General features: G+C 64.7%; 11 protein-coding genes and 1 pseudogene. 5 read left to right on the top strand and 7 right to left on the bottom strand.

The features are described 5' to 3' along the window. The first annotated feature begins 147 nt into the window (after nucleotides 1-147). Nucleotides 148-2,796, top strand: coding sequence for a phosphoenolpyruvate carboxylase (ppc, locus tag HMPREF2656_RS00610; protein WP_070815573.1), 2,649 nt, complete (start codon nucleotides 148-150; stop codon nucleotides 2,794-2,796). 52 nt (nucleotides 2,797-2,848) lie between these two features. Then, nucleotides 2,849-3,784, top strand: coding sequence for a hypothetical protein (locus tag HMPREF2656_RS00605; RefSeq protein ID WP_083279472.1), 936 nt, complete (start codon nucleotides 2,849-2,851; stop codon nucleotides 3,782-3,784). A gap of 277 nt (nucleotides 3,785-4,061) precedes the next feature. Here HMPREF2656_RS00605 and HMPREF2656_RS00600 read toward each other — a convergent pair whose 3' ends face one another. Further along, the gene (locus HMPREF2656_RS00600) at nucleotides 4,062-6,245 is read right to left on the bottom strand and encodes an NADP-dependent isocitrate dehydrogenase (protein WP_070815572.1); all 2,184 of its coding nucleotides are present in this window, start codon (nucleotides 6,243-6,245) and stop codon (nucleotides 4,062-4,064) included. A gap of 112 nt (nucleotides 6,246-6,357) precedes the next feature. Here HMPREF2656_RS00600 and HMPREF2656_RS00595 point away from each other — a divergent pair, with 112 nt between their 5' ends. The 3 genes from HMPREF2656_RS00595 (at nucleotide 6,358) to HMPREF2656_RS00585 (ending at nucleotide 8,637) form a co-directional block, all read left to right on the top strand. After that, complete coding sequence (locus tag HMPREF2656_RS00595) at nucleotides 6,358-7,272, top strand: exodeoxyribonuclease III (RefSeq protein WP_070815571.1); 915 nt, start codon at nucleotides 6,358-6,360, stop codon at nucleotides 7,270-7,272. Nucleotides 7,273-7,354: 82 nt separating this feature from the next. Further along, nucleotides 7,355-8,419, top strand: a complete 1,065-nt coding sequence (gene bioB, locus HMPREF2656_RS00590; protein ID WP_070422812.1) for a biotin synthase BioB — start codon at nucleotides 7,355-7,357, stop codon at nucleotides 8,417-8,419. A gap of 14 nt (nucleotides 8,420-8,433) precedes the next feature. Beyond that, entirely contained in the window at nucleotides 8,434-8,637 is a 204-nt protein-coding gene (locus HMPREF2656_RS00585; protein ID WP_070422813.1) for a biotin synthase auxiliary protein BsaP, read from the top strand. Here the strand turns inward: HMPREF2656_RS00585 and HMPREF2656_RS00580 are convergent. The 6 genes and pseudogenes from HMPREF2656_RS00580 to HMPREF2656_RS00555 all read right to left on the bottom strand — a co-directional run bounded on the left by HMPREF2656_RS00580 (nucleotide 8,634) and on the right by HMPREF2656_RS00555 (nucleotide 21,535). Then, complete coding sequence (locus HMPREF2656_RS00580; protein WP_070422814.1) at nucleotides 8,634-9,317, bottom strand: hypothetical protein; 684 nt, start codon at nucleotides 9,315-9,317, stop codon at nucleotides 8,634-8,636. The two genes, HMPREF2656_RS00585 and HMPREF2656_RS00580, sit on opposite strands and share 4 nt — an antisense overlap. After that, nucleotides 9,314-9,997, bottom strand: coding sequence for an ATP-binding cassette domain-containing protein (locus HMPREF2656_RS00575; protein ID WP_070815570.1), 684 nt, complete (start codon nucleotides 9,995-9,997; stop codon nucleotides 9,314-9,316). Before HMPREF2656_RS00575 ends, HMPREF2656_RS00580 begins: the two co-directional genes overlap by 4 nt. Further along, entirely contained in the window at nucleotides 9,994-10,347 is a 354-nt protein-coding gene (locus tag HMPREF2656_RS00570; RefSeq protein ID WP_070482406.1) for a GntR family transcriptional regulator, read from the bottom strand. The genes HMPREF2656_RS00575 and HMPREF2656_RS00570 overlap by 4 nt, the downstream gene beginning before the upstream one ends. A gap of 97 nt (nucleotides 10,348-10,444) precedes the next feature. After that, nucleotides 10,445-12,244, bottom strand: coding sequence for an acetyl/propionyl/methylcrotonyl-CoA carboxylase subunit alpha (locus HMPREF2656_RS00565; RefSeq protein ID WP_070815569.1), 1,800 nt, complete (start codon nucleotides 12,242-12,244; stop codon nucleotides 10,445-10,447). Nucleotides 12,245-12,258: 14 nt separating this feature from the next. Continuing rightward, nucleotides 12,259-12,486, bottom strand: coding sequence for a hypothetical protein (locus tag HMPREF2656_RS00560; protein ID WP_070815568.1), 228 nt, complete (start codon nucleotides 12,484-12,486; stop codon nucleotides 12,259-12,261). A gap of 11 nt (nucleotides 12,487-12,497) precedes the next feature. Then, nucleotides 12,498-21,535, bottom strand: a pseudogene (locus HMPREF2656_RS00555) (fatty acid synthase subunit beta domain-containing protein). Between the last annotated feature and the right edge of the window lie 182 nt (nucleotides 21,536-21,717).

Here is a 21,717-nt window from a genome sequence, read left to right as displayed (position 1 = left end):
TGAGGGGCTGAATAAAAATAGTGCAAATATCCCAGCTCGCGATCGTTCGACCTCCGATGTCGAGACAGGGGAGTAGAACTTGGCTACGTTTACTAAGCACGTCGCGCCCGTGACGTCTTAGTCGCGCCGTAGTTGAAGGAAGCCTCCGTGTCTGCTCAGCCTGCCGATCACGTCCGTGAAGACATCCGACTCCTAGGCCGGGTACTCGGCCGCGTGCTTGCCGAGCAGGAAGGGCAGGAGATCTTCGACCTGGTCGAATCCACCCGCCGCACCGCCTTCGACATCGCCCACGGGGACGCCACCCCGGAAGACTTGCTCGCAGTCTTCCGCGATATGGACATCACCAAAGTGAACCTCGTCGCACGCGCATTTAGCCACTTCGCGCTGCTGGCTAACTTGGTTGAGGATCTTGACGACGAGAAGGCCGCCGCACCGGTCTCGCTACGCACAAGCTTCGCGCACCTGAAAGACAGCGGCGTGGACGCTGACAAGGTCGCCGACCTTATCGCCGGGGCGCAGGTCTCTCCGGTGCTCACTGCGCACCCGACTGAGACCCGTCGCCGCACCGTCTTCGACACCCAGACCCACATCAAGCGCTTGCTGAGTGAACTCCACGCTGGTGCCGACCCGGCAGCCATCGAACGCGAGATGGAGCTGCGCATGACCCTGATGTGGCAGACCGCGCTGATCCGCATCGCCCGCCCGCGTCTTGAGGACGAGATTGACGTCGGCCTGCGCTATTACAAGCTCTCCCTGCTCGAGCAGATCCCGGCGATCAACCGCGCAATCCGCTACGAACTTCGCGACACCTTTGGCCGCGACCTTGCCCTCACCCCCGTGATGCGCCCCGGTTCCTGGATCGGTGGCGACCACGACGGCAACCCGTACGTGAATGCCGAAACGCTCACGTATGCCACCCGCCAAGCCGCCGATACTGTGCTCAGCTACTACATCGATGAGCTGGGTGAGTTGGAGCGCGAGCTGTCGCTTTCAGACCGCTATTCCACCTGCTCGGAGGAGCTTTCCCGGCTTGCGGATGCCGCCAACAACACCGCCGAGTCCCGCGTCGATGAGCCCTACCGCCGGGCCATTTTTGGCATCCGCCACCGTGTCGTCGCTACGCGCGAGTTGCTCGCTGGCTCGGTGACCACGGGCTCGCCGTATGCGGACCCCGGCGAGCTGCTTGCAGACCTGGACGTGATCGACGACTCCCTGCGTGCGCACGGCGGCGCAATCATTGCGGACGACCGGCTGGCGCGTCTACGCTCTGCCGTGACCACCTTCGGTTTTCACCTGTACACGCTTGACTTGCGGCAGAACTCTGAGTCCTTCGAGAAAGTCGTGGCCGAGGTACTGGGCGTTGCCGGCGTGTGCGATAACTACGCCGCGCTTGCTGAAGAGGACCGCGTGGAGTTACTCGTCGAGGAGCTGCGCACCCCGCGTCCGCTGCTGCGCGCCGAAGCACTGCTTAGCGACGACACCCGCAAGGAAATGGGCATCCTCACCGCCGCCGCCCGCGCTGTCCGGGACTTGGGCCAGGGGGCGATCGCGCAGTGCATTATCGCCATGACCGGTGCGGTCTCCGACATTTTGGAGCCCATGGTCCTGCTCAAAGAGGTCGGCCTGAGCGACGTCAACGTCGTCCCGCTGTTTGAAACCATCGAGGACCTCGCACACGGCGCCAGCATCCTCGAAGATCTCTGGTCGCTGCCGTTCTATCGCGAACATCTGCGCGCCCGCGGTGACATCCAGGAGGTCATGCTCGGCTACTCCGACTCCAACAAGGACGGCGGCTACCTGCAAGCGAACTGGGCGCTTTACGACGCCGAACTCGCCCTGGTTGAACTCTGCAACCGGCACGGCATCCGCCTTCGACTCGCGCACGGCCGCGGCGGGGCAGTCGGCCGCGGTGGCGGGCCCACCTACGACGCGATCCTCGCTCAGCCCAAGGGTGCCGTCGACGGCTCCATCCGCATCACCGAGCAGGGCGAGATCATCTCCGCCAAGTACGGATCGCCAGAGACCGCCCGCCGCCACCTCGAAGCCTTCGTCGCCGGCACCCTGGAGGCATCCTTCCTGGATACCGAACCTATCGACGACCCGACCCGCGCCTACGACATCATGCGTGCGCTTGCCGCCTACTCCGGCGAAAAGTACAACGAGCTCATCGGCGACCCCGGGTTCATTGACTACTTCACCCAATCCACCCCGCTGCACGAGATCGGCGAGCTCAACCTCGGCTCTCGCCCGGCGTCCCGCAAACAGACCACCGCGATTTCCGACCTGCGCGCCATCCCCTGGGTGCTGTCCTGGGCGCAGTCGCGCACCAATGTGCCTGGCTGGTTCGGCGTCGGTACTGCAGTCGAGCGCTGGGCTGGGGAAGACGAAGACCGCTGGGATGACCTGCGCGAACTCTACCGTGACTGGCCGTTCTTCCGCTCCGTGCTGTCCAACATGGCCCAAGTCATGGCGAAGGCCGAGCTGTCGCTGGCCCGCCTCTACGCCGACCTAGTGGAGGACCGCGAGGTAGCCGAGCGCATCTACTCCCTTATCGCCGATGAATTCGAGCGCACCAAGCAGGTCTACTTCCGTATCACCGGGCATACGGACCTTGTTGCCGAGAACCAGCGCCAGGCCCGATCCCTAAAACGTCGCTACCCCTACCTGCTGCCGCTCAACGCGGTCCAGCTTGAGCTGCTGCGCCGCTACCGCGCCGGCGACGAGGCCTTCCTCGTCCCGAAGACGATCCAGGTCACCATGAACGGGCTGGCCACCGCACTGCGCAACGCAGGGTAGATTTCCTGCGGCGAAAGGGAACCGGTGCCGAGTTTCCGCCGTCAGAATAGGTATGGGGATTGACAGAGAACACAAGGCACAACAGCAACGATGGGAGGAGCGGAAGGAGGAACTGCGGCGGGGGATTGTGGACAAACGGCTGCTCTCCCACAAAGCACTCGACAAACTCCGAGGGCCGCATCGGGTGCTCGACACAAGTATTGTGTATCGGGAGACGAGCTGGAAAGAGCTGAAGTTCCACGAACGTCAATGGCTGCGCGTCGAGGCTGCTGCACTGATGAGCAGGGAAGCAGTGCTAGTCGGCAGATCGGCCGCGCGCATGCACGGTATTTGGGTGATCAGTACGACAAAAGAGCCCGTCGAACTGTGTCTGCTTTCCAGGGGGAGCTCCCCTACTCGACGAAACCGGGAAGGGATCCTGTTTCGACGCATGGTGCTGCGCAAGAGCGAAATCTCGTTGCGCGACGGCCACCGGGTTACCAATGGTTTTCGAACGTTCGCTGATATCGCCCGCCACTACGGCTTCGTCGAAGGGCTCGTCGCTGCCGACTACCTCCGGCGCAGTGGGTTTACGCTTGAACTCCTTGAACGGGAGGCATCCCAGCTTGGCAGACTGAAAGGTGTTGCAGTGGTCCGGGAGTGCATTCGGCACAGCGTCGCGGATTCCGGTTCGCCCTACGAATCTTTCGCGCGCGCCTTGCTGATCCGTGCGGGGATCGGCCCCTTGTTTACACAGTACGAAGTGGCTGGACGCTACGCCGACCTTTGCATCGATGGCTGGTTACTCATTGAGATCGACGGCAACGTGAAATACCAGGGACCCAACGCCGAACGCGCGCGGCAGGAAGAGTTCGAGCGACAGAAGATGATCGCCAACCGAGGATATGTGTTTCTGCGCTACTCGCCGGATTTCCTACGCCGGCATCCTGAGAAGTTCGTCCGAGAGGTTCTCGCCACCATCGCTGGCCGTCGAGCAGCCTTGGGGTGAGCAGTCGCACCCGCTCTTCGCCGGCGCTGTTCCCGCCCTTCGCCGCTCCTGGCCGGCGCTGTTCCCGTCCTTCGCCGAGGATGGTAACCGGAGGATGGTGATGAGCCGAGTTGGACGAGCACCGTCGGTCCAGGCACTCGGTTGATTACCATCTGGTGGTTACCACCTAGGAGGACAGCACCAGGAGGAAAGCACCCAGGGCAGGCCTGACGCGACGAACAGCAAAAGCCCCGGCCACTGTGTGGAAACAGTGACCGGGGCCGATCAAACCGAGCGCTTACTTCTCCAGTGCGTCGATGATCTTGTTGAAGGTTGCGGACGGACGCATGACCGCGGAGGTCTTGGCGTCGTCCGGCCAGTAGTAGCCGCCGAGGTCGGCAGCGTTGCCCTGGGCAGCGAGCAGCTCAGAGTCGATCGCTTCGGCGTTGTCGCGCAGGTCCTTCGCAATCGGGCCGAAGACCTCAGCCAGTTCGGCGTCGTCGGTCTGGGCTGCCAGTGCCTCTGCCCAGTACAGGGAGAGCCAGAAGTGGGAGCCGCGGTCGTCGATTTCGTTGACCTTGCGGGACGGGGACTTGCCCTCATCCAGCCGCTTCTCGGTTGCCTTGTCCAGAGCGGCGGCGAGGACGCCAGCCTTCTCGTTGCCGTTGGTGTTCTTCTCGTGGCGGAAGGACTCGGCCAGTGCGAGGTACTCACCGAGGGAGTCCCAACGCAGGTGGTTTTCTTCCTCAACCTGCTGGACGTGCTTCGGGGCGGAGCCGCCGGCACCGGTCTCGAACAGGCCGCCGCCAGCCATCAGCGGGACGACGGAGAGCATCTTCGCGGAGGTACCCAGTTCGAGGATCGGGAACAGGTCCGTGTTGTAGTCACGCAGCACGTTGCCGGTCACGGAGATGGTGTCCTCGCCGCGGCGGATGCGCTCGACGGAGATCTTGGTGGCCTCGACCGGGGAGGCGATGGAGATGTCCAGGCCGTCGGTGTCGTGGTCGGCCAGGTACTTCTTCACCAGTTCGATGAGGTTGCGGTCGTGTGCGCGCTCCTCGTCCAGCCAGAAGATGGTCTTCATGCCGGACAGGCGTGCGCGGTTGACGGCCAGCTTGACCCAGTCTTGGATCGGGGCGTCCTTGGTCTGGCATGCGCGCCAGATATCGCCAGCTTCGACGTCGTACTCGATCAGCACGTCGCCAGCAGCGTTGACAACCTGGGCCTTGCCGTCAGCCGGGATCTTGAAGGTCTTGTCGTGGGAGCCGTACTCCTCAGCCTTCTTTGCCATGAGGCCGACGTTCGGAACGGTGCCCATGGTGGTCGGGTCGTAGGCGCCGTTTTCGCGGCAGTCGTCGATAACCGTCTGGTACACGCCGGCGTAGGAGGAATCCGGGATGACGGCCAGGGTGTCTTGCTCCTGGTCGTCGGCGTTCCACATGTGGCCGGAGGTGCGGATCATGGCCGGCATGGAGGCGTCGATGATCACGTCGGACGGGACGTGGAGGTTGGTGATGCCCTTTGCGGAGTTCACCTGTGCCAGTGCCGGGCCGTCCTGCAGGGCCTGGTCGAAGGCTGCGCGGATCTCTTCGCCGTTCGGCAGATCAGCAAGGCCTTCGTAGATTGCGCCGAGGCCGTTTTCGCCGTTGAGGCCGGCGTCGAGAAGCTCGGCGCCGTACTTGTCGTAGACATCCTTGAAGAATGCGCGCACGACGTGGCCGAAGATGATCGGGTCGGAGACCTTCATCATGGTGGCCTTGAGGTGCGCGGAGAAGAGCACACCCTCTTCCTTGGCCTTCTTCACGGACTCGAGCAGGAACTCATCCAGAGCCTTCGCGGACATGAAGGTGCCGTCGATGACCTCGCCCTGTTCAACCTTCAGGCCGTCCTTGAGCACCTGCTCGCCGTTAGCGGTGACGAGCTTGATGGCCAGGGTGTCCTCGGCCGGCATGATGACGGACTTCTCGTTGTGGCGGAAGTCTCCTGCGCCCATGGTGGCAACGTTGGTCTTGGAGTCCTTCGACCAAGCGCCCATGGAGTGCGGGTGCTTCTTGGTGTAGTTCTTTACGGCCTCCGGAGCGCGGCGGTCGGAGTTGCCCTCACGCAGAACCGGGTTCACAGCGGAGCCCTTGACTGCGTCGTACTTGTCCTGTGCGTCCTCGTAGTCCGGGATGTCGAAGCCTGCGGCCTGCAGCTCGGCGATGGCCTTCTTCAGCTGGACGAGGGAAGCGGAAATGTTCGGAAGCTTGATGATGTTGGCTTCCGGGGTCTTTGCCAGCTCACCGAGCTGGGCGAGTGCGTCGTCGACCTTCTTGTCGCCGAGGCGATCTGGGAACTGTGCGAGGATGCGGCCTGCCAGCGAGATGTCTGCGGTGTCGACCTCGATGCCTGCACGGGAAGCGAATGCCTCCACGATTGGCTTGAGGGAGTACGTCGCAAGCAGCGGTGCTTCGTCGGTACGAGTCCAAATGATCTTCGCCATAATGCTCCTTTGTTGTAAGGTTCCTGACTTCAACCCACCAGAGTACCGTCCCAACGGGGCGCTGTCTGGCGATAGGGCCGGGAGAGGTACGGGATAGGTAAGGTCTTGGCCCATGAGCCTTACCATTGCATCCGTCAACGTCAACGGCATCCGTGCCGCCACGAAGGTCCGCAACGAGAACAATCCGGGCATGTTGGCCTGGTTGAACGAGAATCCGGCTGATGTGGTGCTGATGCAGGAGGTGCGCGCCACGGAAGATCAGGCGCGTGCTGCGCTTGCCCCGGCGCTGGAAAACGGGTGGCACTTGGAGGTTGCGCCGGCTGAAACGCCTGGTGCGAAGGGGCGTGCGGGTGTGGGCATCCTGTCGCGCACGCCGCTGCGTGATGTGGAGATCGGGATTCCTGAGTTCGAGGATGCGGGTCGCTTTATTGCAGCATCGCTTGACGACGACACCCGTGTCGCCTCCCTCTACCTCCCCTCAGGAGCAGCCGAGACGGCCAAGCAGGACGAGAAGTACCGCTTCCTGGATCAGTTCGAGCCGCTGCTGGAACAGTGGGCGGGCGAGTACCCGGACATGGTGATCGGTGGGGATTGGAACATCTGCCACCGCCGCGAGGACCTGAAGAATTGGAAGACGAACCGGAAGAAGTCCGGTTTCTTGCCGCACGAGCGCGCGTTCATGGATGCGGTGTTCGGCTGCTTCCCGGACGCGGAGGCCCAGGATGTAGAGGACAAGGCCGCGGTGGAATGGGCTGGGGCGGTGGAGTACCGGTCGGGGGGTCGTCGTCAAGCAAATGGTGCTCCGAAGTGGTTCGATGTCGCGCGCAGGCTGCACCCGGAGGACGCGCCGTACACCTGGTGGACGTTCCGTGGCCAGGCGTTTAACAACGACGCGGGTTGGCGCATCGACGTCCAGGCTGCCACCGCGAACATGCTGGAACGCGCGCAGCGCACCTGGGTGGAGAAGGCGCCGACGGTGGAAGAGCGCTGGTCGGACCACTCGCCGCTTGTGGTTGAGTATCGCTAATCCGGGTCTTCCTGAACGCCGTTCAATTGGGCGCTAAACTGTTGCGCAACCATCACGTGAACGACGCGAACGGAGCCCGCACATGACCGATATTCTTGACATCGCCCGCGAAAAAGCCCTGGAAAACGGCGAAGGTCTGAACAAGGAGGAACTCGTCCAGATCCTCAACATTGAGGACGAGCGCCTGCCTGAACTGCTCGACCTCGCCCACCAGGTGCGCATCAAACATTGCGGTGTCGATGTTTCGCTGGAAGGCATCATCTCCCTGAAGACCGGCGGCTGCCCCGAAGACTGCCACTTCTGTTCCCAGTCCGGCCTGTTCGAGTCACCCGTGCGCGCCGTGACTTTGGACATCGCCGAACTTGTCGAGGCCGCCAAGCAGTCCGAGAAGATGGGCGCTTCCGAGTTCTGCATCGTCGCCGCCGTGAAGGGCCCGACCCAGCAGCTGCTCGACCAGGTCGCCGAGGCCGTCACTGCGATCCAGGAAGAGGTGGACATTTCCATCTCCGCATCACTTGGCATCCTCACCCGCGACCAGGCCCGCCAACTGGCCAAGATGGGTGTGTCGCGCTACAACCACAACTTCGAAACCGCCGAGTCGTTCTTCCCCAACGTGGTCACCACCCACACCTGGCAGGAGCGCAAGGACACGCTGGAGAACGTGCTGGCAGAGGGCATGGAAACCTGCTGCGGCGGCATCATCGGGCTCGGCGAAACCATCGAGCAGCGCGCCGAGTTCGCCACCCAGCTGGCCGAAATCCAGCCGCATGAAGTGCCGATGAACTTCCTCGACCCGCGCCCAGGCACCCCGTTCGCCGACCGCCCCTTGGTGCCGCAAGGTGAGGCGCTGCGTGCCGTCGCCGCGTTCCGCCTGGCCATGCCGTCCACCCAGCTCCGTTTCGCGGGTGGCACGGAGCTCGCGCTTGGCGACGACGGCACCGAAGCCGGCCTCATGGGCGGCGCGAATGCAATTATCGGCGGCAACTACCTGACCACCTTCGGCCGTCCGATGGAGAAGGACCGCGACGCCGTCGACCGGGTGATGGAAGGCGGGGCGAAGCCAGGCTTGAGCCTGAACATCACCCCGGTGGGGCAGAAGCAGAACTCCGGCCACGGCGTGCTCTACGACACCATCAAGTCGCTGTAGTCAGCCGGGCCCTGATGAAAATCCCGGATTCAACGGAACTTGCCGACGCAGTCCTCTCCGGCGAGATCGCCTGGCCGCTCGACCCGGCAAGGCCTTACGACGCGCCGCGCATCTGCCCGCTGTGCCAGCGGCGCATGGTGGTAAAAATCAGCCCGATGGCGTGGGAGGCAGCTTGCTCCCGCCATGGGCTGCTGCGCTCCGAGTGGTTGGAGCGTTAGTGCACGAAACGGCGGGTTCTAGCGAACACAATTGCGCTGGCTGCTAAAACTACTGGCCCCGCCGCCGCTACGAAGATGGCGTAGAGGTAGGGGTCGGAGGGGTTCACATCCGCCTTGTAGATACCCACTAGAAGCCCGGTGAAACCACCCACGAACATGCTGCCGAGCATGAACCACTGCATGGCGGTGCCCCGCGCAAGGCCGATTGCTACACCGGTCAGCGCCATGGTGAGGAAGATGACGAAGTGGAGTAGCACAGTTGCCACGACGGATGTCAGGTCCTGCGCGGCGCCTTCAACGAAATACGGTTCGCCGCTGCCGTTGATCCAGGGCATCGGTTGTCCGTTCGTAACAATGAACGGGTCGTACCGCTTGTAGTACGGGCTATGTGCTTGGTGGTACACCGCCGACGCGGCGGTAAGTGGCGTGAGTATGACCGCTGCCACGAGAGCCGTTAGCGTTGCCGAATTCATCCATCGGTTGAAGCTCGCGCCTAGCTGGTTCATTGCTGGCCAGTTCGATCCTCCGATTGCGAAGAGTATCCACAGTGTGGCAGCGCCCGCCATGGTCCAAAGGCCGCCGTCGCCAAACTCCAATCGTCCAAAGGGTACGGCAATGCAGAGGACGAGAAAGATGCCCAAATACATCGCTGGTTTGAAGGGGCTGAGGAAGAGTTTCATCGTTCGGGCCTTTCCGCCGCGAGGAGGTCAATGAGTTCGGCATCGTCCGGGTACTCGATGGGCAAGTGGACATCGGCCACGCCGATAGGTTCGGCGAACGTCGCGCGTGTCATCGGTCCGAGGCTCGCTGTCTCAGCGACGGGGAAGCGGGCGGTAAGGTCTTTGATCTCGGCGGTGGGGCCGGTGACCGTTGGAAAGCATAGGCGGGCGTCGTCGAGTGGGACTGGGCGCGAAACCACCCGATCAAACACCTGGATGACATGGGTGGCGAGACCCACGAAGTCCTCGGGGCGATGCGATGCCATCACCACGCTGCGCTGCGGGTTCTCCGCGATGTAGTCGATCAGTCTCTGGCGGACCTGTTTGCGGGTGGTGGTGTCGATGCCATCAAACGGTTCGTCGAGAAGTAACAGGTCTTTGCCAATGGCTAGGGCCACCTCAATGGTGAGTAGGCGGCGCTGCCCAACGGAGAGATCTTTGATGCGGGCGTTGGGAAAGTCGAGCCTCACGTGCGGGTAGATCGCTGCGACTGCACGTAAGTGATCGTCCACGGTCGTGCCTGCAAACTTGGCATCCGCACCAGCCGGAACGAACGCGGTGTGAGGGCTCATGAGCGTGTGGAGGTAGTGGGTTTTGCCGGCGGCGTTCGGGCCGACCAGCGCGTAGAAGCCGGGGTTCATTGAGCACGCTCCTTTTCGATCATTGCGGTCAGCTCCTCGGTGGTGATGCCGATTTGGTTGGCCTCGTGGACAAACGGTTGGACAAAATCGCGGGCAAATGCTTCGCGACGAGTACGTAGCACCTGCTCACGTGCACTCTCCAGGACGAACATGCCGAGCCCGCGGCGTTTCTCCAGCAGACCCTCGTTGAACAGTTCGGTGAGTGCTTTGGCGGAGGTGGTGGGATTGACAGAGTGGTAGGCGGAGAGCTCGTTGGTAGACGGCACCCGGTCGCCGGGAGCGAGGGTGCCTGCCCCGATGAGGTCACGTAACTCATCTGCTATCTGTAGGTATATGGGTTTACCACTCATGTGGGTAACCATAGAACCGGAAAGCCCGGCGCGTCAACCCCCAATTTTGACGCGCCGGGTGAGATTCGGGTATGTCGCGGAAACCGCAGGCTAGCGGCTACTCGTCGGTGATGTCGAGCAGTGCCGCGCCCTTATCCACGTGGCTGCCGGCCTCCACGGCGAGGTTTTTCACCACACCGCTCTTGTGGGCCTTGACCGGGTTTTCCATCTTCATGGCCTCGAGGATGACCACGATGTCGCCGGCTTCCACCCGGGCGCCCTCGGAGACCTCGGACTTGACCACGGTGCCCTGCATCGGAGCGGTCAGGGTGTCTGCGCTGGCAGCGCCCTTGCCGGACCCCTTGCCGCCGGATCCGCCATTACGGGAGCGGCGCTTGCGGTCTCGGCGGCGCTGCGCCACCGCGCCGAGAAGCAACGGCTCCGGCAGCGTGATCTCGATCGATCGGCCGTTGACCCCGACGGAGACGGTGCGGCGGCGCGCTTCGTCCTGCTCACCGTCTTCGCCAGCGCCGTCGGACTCGTAGGGCGCGACGTCCGGGTCCCATTCCTCTTCGATCCAGCGGGTGTAAACGGAGAATTGGGTGGCGTCGCCGGTGAAGGCGTCGTCGTCAAGCATGCGCTGGTGGAAGGGGATGATGGTCGGCATGCCTTCGACCCGGAATTCGGCGAGGGCGCGCTTGGCGCGGGCGATGGCCTGGTCGCGTGTTTCGCCGCGGACGATGAGTTTGGCCAGCATCGAGTCGAACTGGCCGCCGATGGTGGAGCCGGCGCGGATGCCGGAGTCGACGCGAACGCCGGGGCCTGCCGGTTCGATGTAGGTGGTGGCGGTGCCGGGCATGGGCATGAAGTTGGTGCCGGCGTCTTCTGCGGTGATGCGGAATTCGATGGCGTGGCCGGTGGGTTCCAGGTTGGCGTCGAAACGCAGTGGCTCGCCGGCGGCGATGCGGAACTGCTCGATGACGAGGTCCACACCGGTGGTTTCTTCGGTGACGGGGTGCTCGACCTGGAGGCGGGTGTTGACCTCGAGGAAGGAGATCAGCCCGTCGGAGCCAACCAGGTATTCGACGGTGCCAACACCCACGTAACCTGCCCGTTTCGCAATCGCTTTGGCAGAGGAGTGGATGCGTTCGCGCTGCTCATCGGTGAGGTACGGGGCGGGGGCTTCCTCGATGAGCTTTTGGAACCTGCGCTGCACGGAGCAGTCGCGGGTACCGGCGACGATGACGTTGCCGTGAGTATCCGCCAGTACCTGCGCCTCCACGTGGCGGGCACGGTCGAGGTAACGCTCCACGAAGCACTCACCGCGGCCGAACGCTGCCTTGGCTTCGCGGGTGGCGGACTCGAACAGTTCGCGGATCTCGCCGCGGGTGCGGGCGACCTTCATGCCACGGCCGCCACCGCCGTACGCCGCCTTGATAGCCACGGGCAGACCGTGGGTGTCGGCGAAAGCGACCACATCGTCGGCGCTGTCCACCGGGTCTTTCGTGCCCGGCACGAGCGGTGCGTCGACCTCCTCAGCGATGCGCCGGGCGGTGACCTTGTCGCCAAGCGCGTCGATCGCCCTTGGCGGCGGGCCGATCCAGGTCAGGCCCTCGTCGATGACGCGCCGGGCGAACTCGGCGTTCTCTGCCAAGAAGCCGTAGCCGGGGTGGACGGCGTCCGCGCCGCTGTCGCGGCAGGCCTTGAGCACTTTGTCGATATCCAGATAGCTTTGCGACGACGTCTCGCCACCGATCCCAATCGCCTCGTCCGCCATTTCGGTGTACGGCGCGTCTTTGTCGGGGTCGGCGTAGATAGCCACGGAGGCAAGGCCGGCGTCGCGGGCTGCGCGGATGATGCGGACCGCGATCTCGCCGCGGTTGGCGACGAGGACCTTGCGGAACGGAAAGTCATGCATGTGTGCGGTCCTTTCTAGAAGTAGGTGACGTTGCCGATGGTTTGCTGGGCGCCGAACGGCTGGCCGAACGCATCGCCGAACACGTTGTCTTCGTAGGCAGCGCCGGTGCCGCCTGCCGCGCCAGCAACGCCAGGTGTGCCGGCAACGGCCTGCCAGGAATGGGCCTCGGCGAGGACGGTGGTCAGTGCTGCCAGTTCGTCGTGGGACAGCGACGTGTCGTCGGTACGAAACAGTGGTGTCATGGTGTCTCTCCTTAAACGGTCGGGGTCGCGGTCGGGTACGTGCCGTCGGCGTTGAGACGGGCATCAGGGTTGAGCAGGAGTGCGATCTCGTCGGCGTGGTCGTCGATACCGGCGAAGCGGCGGTTCTCCACCTGGGTGAAGAGGTCGGCGCGGCCGATCATTCCGGCTTCGAGTCGGCTTGCGCCCTGGGCGAGGCGTTCGGTTGCGCGCTCACGCCAGGCGTCGGCGTCGCGGCCGTCGCGTGTCAGTGCGGCTTCGAACACACCCGGGTGGCCCAGCACGACGAGCGCGCCGACGTGGCCGAAACCGAGCGAGGTCAGCGCCGCGGCCTTCACGTTGCCGGCACCGAGGGCGAGCGGGGAGCGCAGCCACACCAGGTTGGTTGCCTTCGGCTCGATGAGCGGGTCGACGCAGTCCAGGGAGGCGTTCGGCGGGAGGTCGCCGGTGGCCAGCACGTCGAGGAGTCCGCCGGTCTGCAGCAGTGCCGCACCTGCCTTGGAGTGGCCGGTGAGGGTCTTTTGCGAGATGACGTACATCGGCGCGTCCGGGTCGCGGCCAACGGCCGGCCACAGCACCGAGTGCAGTTCGGACTCGTTCGGGTCGTTGGCGTTGGTGGAGGTGTCGTGCTTGGACAGGACGGTGACGTCGTCAGGGGTCAGCCCCAGCGAGGACAGGGAGCGGGCCAGGCGCGAGTCGGTTCCGCCGCAGGCTGCAGCGAGCACGCCGAGGCCTGGTGCCGGGATGGAGGTGTGCACGCCGTCGCCGAAGCTGGAGGCGTACGCGACCACTGCCAGCACCGGCAGGCCGAGTTCGGCAGCGAGGGTGCCGCGGGCGAGCAGGACCGTGCCGCCGCCTTCGGCTTCGAGGAAGCCACCGCGTCGGCGGTCGTTGGCGCGCGAGATAAAGCGGCCGTCGATCCCTTGTGCCGTCATCTTGGCGGTTTCGGCGGTGGCGTTCATGTCGCCGAAGCCCTGGAGGGATTCGACCTGGACGTCGTCGATACCGCCGGCGACTACGAAGTCAGCCTTGCCCAGCGCGATCTTGTCCACCGCTTCTTCGATGCTGACGGCGGCGGTGGCGCAGGCGCCGACCGGGTGGATCATGGAGCCGTAGCCGCCGACAAGTGCCTGCATGGTGTGGGCAGCCACCACGTTGGGCAGTGCTTCCTGCAGGATGTCGGTCTGGCGTTCCTCGCCGATGAAGCGGGAGACGAACACCTTGTGCAGCGATTCCATGCCGCCGATACCGGTGCCTTGGGTGGTGGCGATGAAGGACGGGTGGACCTTCTGCATGAGCTCCGCCGGGGTGAAGCCGGCGTTGATAAACGCGTCGACGGCGGTGACCAGGTTCCAGGCGGCCATGCGGTCCATGCCGTCGGCCATCTGTGCGGGGATGCCCCACTTGGTCGGGTCGAAGCCGTCCGGCATCTGGCCAGCGACGGTGCGCGTCAGGGTGGCCTTCTTCGGCACGTGTGCCAGGGCACCGGCGTGGCGGGTCACGCTCCATTCGCCGTCGATCTGGCGGATGGTGGTCTTCTCACCGTCGGCCTCCACGTATGCGAGAGCTTCCTCTTCCGTGGCCACGGTGAACGTGATGTCGCGGTCGAGGTAGACCTGCTCGAGGTCGATGGAGCCTTGGTCGGTGAGGAAGTACTTGTCCGTCAGGGTGCGGATACCGCTGCGTGCGATGACATCGTCGCGGAAGCGCTCGTAGATGTCCTCCTCGGCGACCTCTGCGCCGTCTTCGTCGTACCAGGCCGGGTTCGGATCCTCGGACCAGGTGATCAGGCCCATCATCCACGCCAGTTCGAGGACACCGGCTGCGGTGAGGTCGACCTCGCCCGTGCGCGTGATGCCGTATTCGGCTTCGCGGCGGGTGCGGCCGGAGCCCCAGCTGGATACCTCGCCGATGCCGACGACAACCACCATGTCATCAAGTGCGCAGGTCACATCGCCCACAGCTGCAGGTGCAGGCTGGCGCGGGGTGGTGACGTTCGGCAGTGCGCGCACCGTGGCGCCATTGCTTGTCGACGACTCCGTGCCCGCCACATCAACACGTGCATTACGCGCCAGATCGGCGATGGACACGCCTGCGTCCTCGAGCCCACCTGTGAGGTCGAGATCCAGCGGGGACTGCTTCGCCTGCTCGCGGGATTCCTCGGTGACCAGGCCAAGTAGCTGCGTGGAGATCTCCTCCGGGCTCCACACGTGGATACCCGCAGCCTGTGCTGCCGGGACGAGGCCGTCGTTGCCGCCCATCAGGTGCGTGCCGGCAACCCAACCGATGCGGGCCTGCGCCAGGGTCACGCCTTCTGGCCAGCCGGTTTCCGCGGACCACTTGTTTACGATCGCGTCGAAGGCGGCCTTGACTTCGCCGTAGGCGCCGTCGCCACCGAAGGTGCCGCGGTTCGGCGAGCCCGGAAGGACGATGTGCGCGCGCTCGGCAGGGAAGTGATCGCCGCGCTGCGCCAGGTCGGACAGACCAGCGATGGTGCGCTCCACCGACCACAGCAGCAGGCGGGCCTGCGTTTCGGCGTTGCCGCCGACCTCTGCAAGCGAGCCGGACACCGGCGGCGCTGCGAACGGGAAAGCAAGCGTCGGAGTGAGCGCCGGTTTGATGATCTTGACGTCCTTGCCAACGGTTTCCTTCTGCTCCGAGCCGATCCACTCGATGAGCGCATCGATGTCGCGGTAGGACGACAGGTTCGTCGGCACCAGCCACAGGCGTGCACCCACGGAGGCGTGCTTGGCGAAAAGCGTGCGAGCGAATTCCTTACGCGCCTGGCTGACGTTGGATGCCGTCATGATGACCGTCGCACCGCCTGCGAGCAGGCCCTCCACCACAGCGGTGGCGATGGAACCCGGCGCGGCACCGGTGACCAGGGCGACGTCGTTTGCGTACGGCTCGTTCGCTGCGGCGTTTGCGGCAGTAGCGATCTCGCCGAGTACGTTGCGACGATCACCCTCCACGCGCTTGGCGTACCACTCGGCCTGCTTGGCCACGGTGGCACCGGTGCCAGCGAAGCGCTGTGGTGCGAGGTCGATTTCGCCGAGGGCGACGCGGGCGAGGTCTTCGCGGGCTTGGGCCCAGCGGTCGTCGAAAAGCACTGCCTTGCGCTCGTCGAAGACCGGGGTGACCTGCTTGACCCAGCCGGAGCCGAGTTCTGCCTCGATCGTTTCCACGATCGTGGTGTCCGGCGCGGGGATTTCGGCGACCTCGTCTTCGATGCCGAGCTTGTTCAGCAGCGTGCGGGCGGTAGCCACCAGGGTGTCGGTGACTTCGTCCTTGTAGGCGTCGAGCGCAGCCGAATCCACCACGCCGCCGCCGGATGCGCCGCCGCTGGTGGCCTGGGAGACTGCAACGCCGTAGCGTGCGGCGACGTTTTGTACCGCCTGGTCGATCAGTGCGGTGATCTCCGCCTTGGTTGTGGCCGACGGCAGGCTGTTCAGCGAGCCGCCGCGCACCGATTCCTCGGTGCGGCTGCCCAGCAGGATCTCGGCTTCGACGTGTGCGGTCCAGGATGCGGGCAGGCCCCACGCGGCTGCGAGGTGCTCGCCGACAAACGCCGGCTTCAGGCCTGCGCCGCCGAAGAGCTGGCGCAGGCGGGTGCCCACGGCCTCGCTCAAGACAGCGCCGAACGGGGTGTAGCCAGGCGCGGCGGTGTTCACGCGCGTGTTTAGCGTGGCCACGTCGGCTTCCGCTGCGCCGTCGATGGCGGGCACGCCGAGTTCGGCGGACATGTCCATGAGCAGCTGGTTGCGTCGCGACGACACCCCACCGGTGAGCTCCTCAATAGTGTCCGAATCGTTGATCTGCTCGGGGCGGATCTTGTTCTGCAGCGCGAACAGGACGGTGATCGCATCGGCCGCGGTGAAGGGAAGGTCGGACGCGGGTGCGCCGGATGCAGCAGGTGCAGCCGGTGCAGCCGGTACTGGCTCTGCCGGTGCGGCGGGGGCCGCGGGTGCAGCCTCGGCGGCCGGTTGCGGGGCGGATTCTGGGGCCGGTTCGGCGTCTGTTTCGGCCGGGGTGTCGTCGACAAGCACAGGCTCCGGCGCGGACACCACGTCGTTGAGCATGACAATGTCCTGGCTTGCCTCAACGTTGAAGACCGGCACGTGGATGCCAATGACATCCATCTCGCGCTTAGCCAGGTTGGTCAGCGTCGGCGAGGACGCAAGGCCGACCTCGATGACCTGGTCGACGCGACCAAGCAGGTAGTCCTGCGTTTCAATCCAGCGCACAGGCGAGGCGAACTGCCACGCCAGCAACTCGATAAGCAACGTGCGTGCGAGCGTGTTGCGTTCGGTGTTCTCCGGCGTCATGCCCTTGAGGCGCTCGGAGGGGACCTCGTCGGTGACGGCGTCGATGAACTGCTGCGTCAGCGCGAACGGCTTAGCCACCAGGTTCGGGATGTAGCGATCCACCAGCGTGTCCACGTCGATGATCGCCGGCATGTGCTCGTCGAGCTTCTCGGCGAAGTCCGCCACACCCTCGCGCAGCACGCGCGAGTGGAACGGAACGTCCACGCCCGGAACCGTGACGTAGGCGCGCGGCGTGACCGAGTTGGCCTTGCGCTCCAGAGCAGCAAGGCCGCGCTTCGTGCCCGCGACGGAGTACTGCTGACCCTTGATGTTGTAGTTGACAATCTCCAAGAACTCGCCGGAATCCTGCGCAACACCAGCGACGTAGGCCTCGACCTCTTCCGGGCCGACACCGATCATGTTCGGGCGCAGCGCACCCATGCCGTAGTCGGAGTTACCCTCCGCATCGCGCGGCACCAGGGAGCCCATGGCGGAGCCGCGCGAGTACACGATGTCGATGACCGCTTCCAGATCAAAGATGTTGCCCAGCGCGGCAAGCGCGGTGTATTCACCAAGCGAGTGGCCCGCAAAGTACGCGCCGGAGGCCAACGCGTTGGCCTCGTTCAGGCGCTGGGTCTGGGCGTAGGCGACAACCGCCATGGCCACCTGGGTGAACTGGGTCAGGTGTAGCACGCCGTCCGGGTGCTTGAACTCCACACCGCGGATCACCAAGCGCGACGGGTTGTCTTCCACAATGCGCTGGATGGAAAACCCGTGGGTCTCGCGCGTGTGGCGGTCTGCGCGGCGCCACACCTCGCGCGCCGCAGCGGAAGTCGCACGGTCGCCGTTGCCCATGCCCTGGGTCTGAATGCCCTGGCCGGGGTAGACGTAGGCGGTGCGTGGCTGGGCCAGAAGCGCCTGACCACGGGAGACAACGTCACCCGCGATGCGGCAGGTCACCTCAAGGGCCTGCTGGATGCCGACGCGGCCGACACGCTCGACGGTGATCTCTACCTCGTCATCAAGCTGCACCATGCCGTACATGGAGTAGGTCCAGCCAATGACCTGGCCGTGGCCGGCAGCGAGGTGCTGCGCGGTGGCAGACAGCCACATGCCGTGCACCAGCGGTGCATCCAGGTTGACCAGGGCGGCAGCGTTGGCGGAGGTGTGGATCGGGTTGTAGTCGCCGGAGACCAGCGCGAACGGGGTCATGTCCGACGGTGCGCGGACCACGGTGCGGTCCACGAACGAACGTGGGGTCGGCTCCACCTGATCGCTTGCCGCGCCGCCGCCGTACGCCGGCGCCGGGACTGGCGTCGCGGTGCCGGTGGCGCGACCACGGATGGCAAAGCGCTGCATCTGGGTTGCCACAACCTCGTCGCCAGAGCGCAGCTCCAACTCGACGGTGACAATGCGGCCAGAGGTGGACTCGGCAATAGAAGTGCACTTGGAGGTCACGTCGATGCGCCTGCCATCGGCAAGCTCGGACAGCGGGACACGCAGGTCAATGACGTGATCCAGGTGGACCGCGTTGAGCAGACCCTCGATGACCGGCGTGCCATCAGCCAGCCTGCCGGAGCCCAGCGCGGCGTAGATCGCCGGCCAGCAGGGGCCAACCAGCACGTCCGGCGTACCAACCACAGCGTTGTCGGCCACAGCGCCACCCGTAACTGCGGAGTGCGACGCCAGCAGGGAAGCAGGCAGCGTAAACGACGAGCGCGCCACACCAAACGGTGCGTCCTCGGTCGGTTCCTCGATCTGCGGAATCTCAGTAATCGTGTCGCCGGCCTCGCTGACCGAACCGACACCCGCCAGGCCAGACAGCAGCTCGAAGACGCTGTCGGAAAGACGATCGCCGTCCACAACCGGGAGGCACCCGTGCCTGCGCCGGCAGGGATCTCGACCGGGATGTTCACCTCACGCACGTAGAACGGGCGCTTATCTTCCGGCAGGTGATCCCATGCGGAATCAGCGTGGATCCGGATCGTCCACTCACACTCACCAGCCGCGTTGGTGGTTGCCTCCACGTCGAAGGCGTCCTCGTCCAGCGCGTATGCCGGGTTTGCCATCAGGTGGCCGTGCCACACCAAGGTTGGGCAGGAGCGCAGGTACGCGGCCTCGTCGGCGGCGTCGCTGCGTCGAGCGAAGCGGGATTCGGCGGTAACGCCGTCGTCGATAAGCATCTGCGTCGCGGCATCCTCGAAGCGTGCCAGCAACTGCGCAACCGGCTCGTTCTTGCGCGTAATGCCAGCAACCGCAACCGGGCCAGGGATGATGCGCACCTGGTCAGCGGTGTAGCGCTCATCCTGCGCCTGCCACAGGGTGTCCTTGCCAAACCAGGACTTCAGATCCGCATCAAGTGCCGGCACCCACGGCATCGGCTTCGGGTAGGCGTAGTGCAGACCGATCCACCACGCCGCATCGCGCGGGGAAACCACAACCTCGCATGCCTGCGGGTAGTGCTGCAGCAAGGTCTGAAGACCATCACGCGGGGAGATCTCGACATCGTCGGGGAAGAGGGTCGGGATCTCACCGTGGTCGGCTTCGTTCAGGCGTGCCTCGATGCGCTGGAGCAATGCAACGAAGCGCGCGTTCCAGGTCTGGTCGATGAACGGATCGGCGAGCTCGACGAAGCGCTCGACCCACTCGGCGTACGTCATCGTCTCCACGTCGCCGAAGTAGGGCTTCGCCGTCTTCGACAGGGCCTCGATGATCTCTTCGCGGTGCGCCGGGTACTCCTCAATATCCAACGAGGCGATAAACCGCGCCGCCTTGGCAAAGGAGTTGTCCAGGTCGTGCAAGTCTGCCAGCAGGTGCGATTGCGACGACGCCACACCGGCCACGCCGCGACCGCGGCCGACCCAACCGCCGTTGTTCTCCGGGGGCAGGCCCGGCGTATCCACGAGCAGCTGCTTGACCGAATCCGTGGCCTTCGCCTCCTTCGTGGCCATAGCCACGGTGCCGACGAACACACCATCCACCGGCATCGCAGGCAGCCCGAACTTCTCGGACCAACGGCCCGTGATCAGTTCCGCGGCACGCTCCGGCGAGTACACGCCACCGCCGACGGTGAGCACCGCGTTGTCGTGCGCACGGATCTCCGGGTAGGTCTCCAGCAGCATGTCCTCCAGGTCAACCCAGGAGTGGTGGCCGCCAGCGTGGCCGTCTTCCACCATCAAGATGACCTGGTCGTCCGGGTTCGCTGCCGCGATGGCAAGCGCGTTGCGGATCTGCTGCGTCGTACCAGGCTTGAGCGCAATGTAGGGGAAGCCATCCTGGTGAAGCTGCGCGAACAGTTCCGTGGCTTCTTCCACTTCCGGGATGCCTGCGGAGATGCACACGCCGTTAAACGGGGCGCCGGCCGCGCGGGCCTTTGGCACCATGCGCGTTTGGCCGAACTGCAGGTTCCACAGGAAGCGGTCGAAGAACATGGTGTTGAACTGTGCGGTGCGACCGGGCTGCAAAAACGCCTTGAGGTTGGCGGTGTGCTTGCCAAACTCCTCCTCGGAGTACATGCCGCCACCGGCAAGTTCTGCCCAGTAGCCGGCGTTGGCAGCAGCGGCGACGATCTCGCCGTCTGCGGACGTCGGCGTCATGCCACCCAGGATGATTGGGGACAGGCCAGTCAGCGACGAGAACTTCGTCTGCGTGTACGTCTTGCCGTCCGGCAGCGCAATCACTCGCGGCGCGTAGTCCGAATAGTCCACGCCCTGCGGCAGCTCAGCACCCGGGCGTGCGAGGTCGTCGCGTTTCGCGGCAGTGGACGCATCGAGCACAGCGACGCCGGAACCGTTGGCCAGGTTGGTCACAATGGTTGCCGTCGCCGAATCAAACGTGAAAATGTGGCTCGCACCCTGGGCAATCAGGTCGCGCACGACTTCGGTGAAGTCGAATCGGTCCACCAAAATTGACTGCGCCAGTTCACGCGGGGTGGTGGTTTCAAACGTGATCCCGCACGCGTCCGCCCACTGCTGCGCCAGATCCACACCAGGGGCGTTGGTCTCCACATGGAAGGGGTACGCAACATCAAGCGAATCGAACACCGGCGTGATTTCGGAGCCGCCGTACTCCACTTCCAACTTGGCGTTGTATCTGCTCGCAGCCGCTTCGATGTCCTTGCGTGCCTGCGCGAGCGCCTCCGGGCTGCCGGACAGCACCACGTGGCGGTGCCCATTGATCACGCTGATCGGAGCAGCTTGCGTATCGACGACAAACTCACCGACCTGCTCAGGCGTTAAGCCCCGAACCGAAAGCATCCGGCTGCGCGAGTCGGCGGCACCGTACACGTTGGTCGCGGCGGCACCCATGATGAACGCGAACGCAAGCGCCTTCTCCGCAGCCTGCGGGCCGTTGGCGCGATCCAGTGCGGCAGCGCCCAGGATGCCCTGCGAGTGACCGGCGAACAGTGCGTCGGCGGTGTCCAGGCCGAGCTGCTCGAGGTCTTCAGCAGCAACAATCTGCGATAGCAAAATCGCCGGCGCGCTGACTGCGGGCAGGGCGTCGATTGCCTCGTGCGCAGCATCTGCATCCATCGCCTCGCGGATACGCTGCACAACCCCCGGCACCACAGAGGCCAACGGGCGGGCGACGGCGGCGGTGAGAGACTGGGCGTCGTTAAGCAATTGCTCCATGCGGCTGCGTGCCACAGGAGTCGCAGCAGCATCAGCGAGTGCCTGCTGCCAGGAAGAACCCTGCCCCGGGAACAGGATTGCGGGACGCTTCAGGGAAGAAAAAGAGGTGGAATTCATAACAGTGTCCTTATGGTCCTTTGTGGTCCTTGAATCGGAGCGGGATTAGAGCGGGATATTGCCGTGCTTGCGCATCGGACGCGCCACGGTCTTGTCACGGAAGAAACGCAGTTGCGCTGCGAGAACCGCAGGGGTTTCGCTTGGGAGGATGACCGAATCGATCAGACCGCGCTCAGCGGCCT

The sequence above is a fragment of the Corynebacterium sp. HMSC034B08 genome (assembly GCF_001835805.1).
Classification (GTDB): Bacteria; Actinomycetota; Actinomycetes; order Mycobacteriales; family Mycobacteriaceae; genus Corynebacterium; species Corynebacterium coyleae.
Note: the sequence above shows the minus strand (reverse complement) of the source record. Positions and strands in the feature narration are given on the sequence as shown.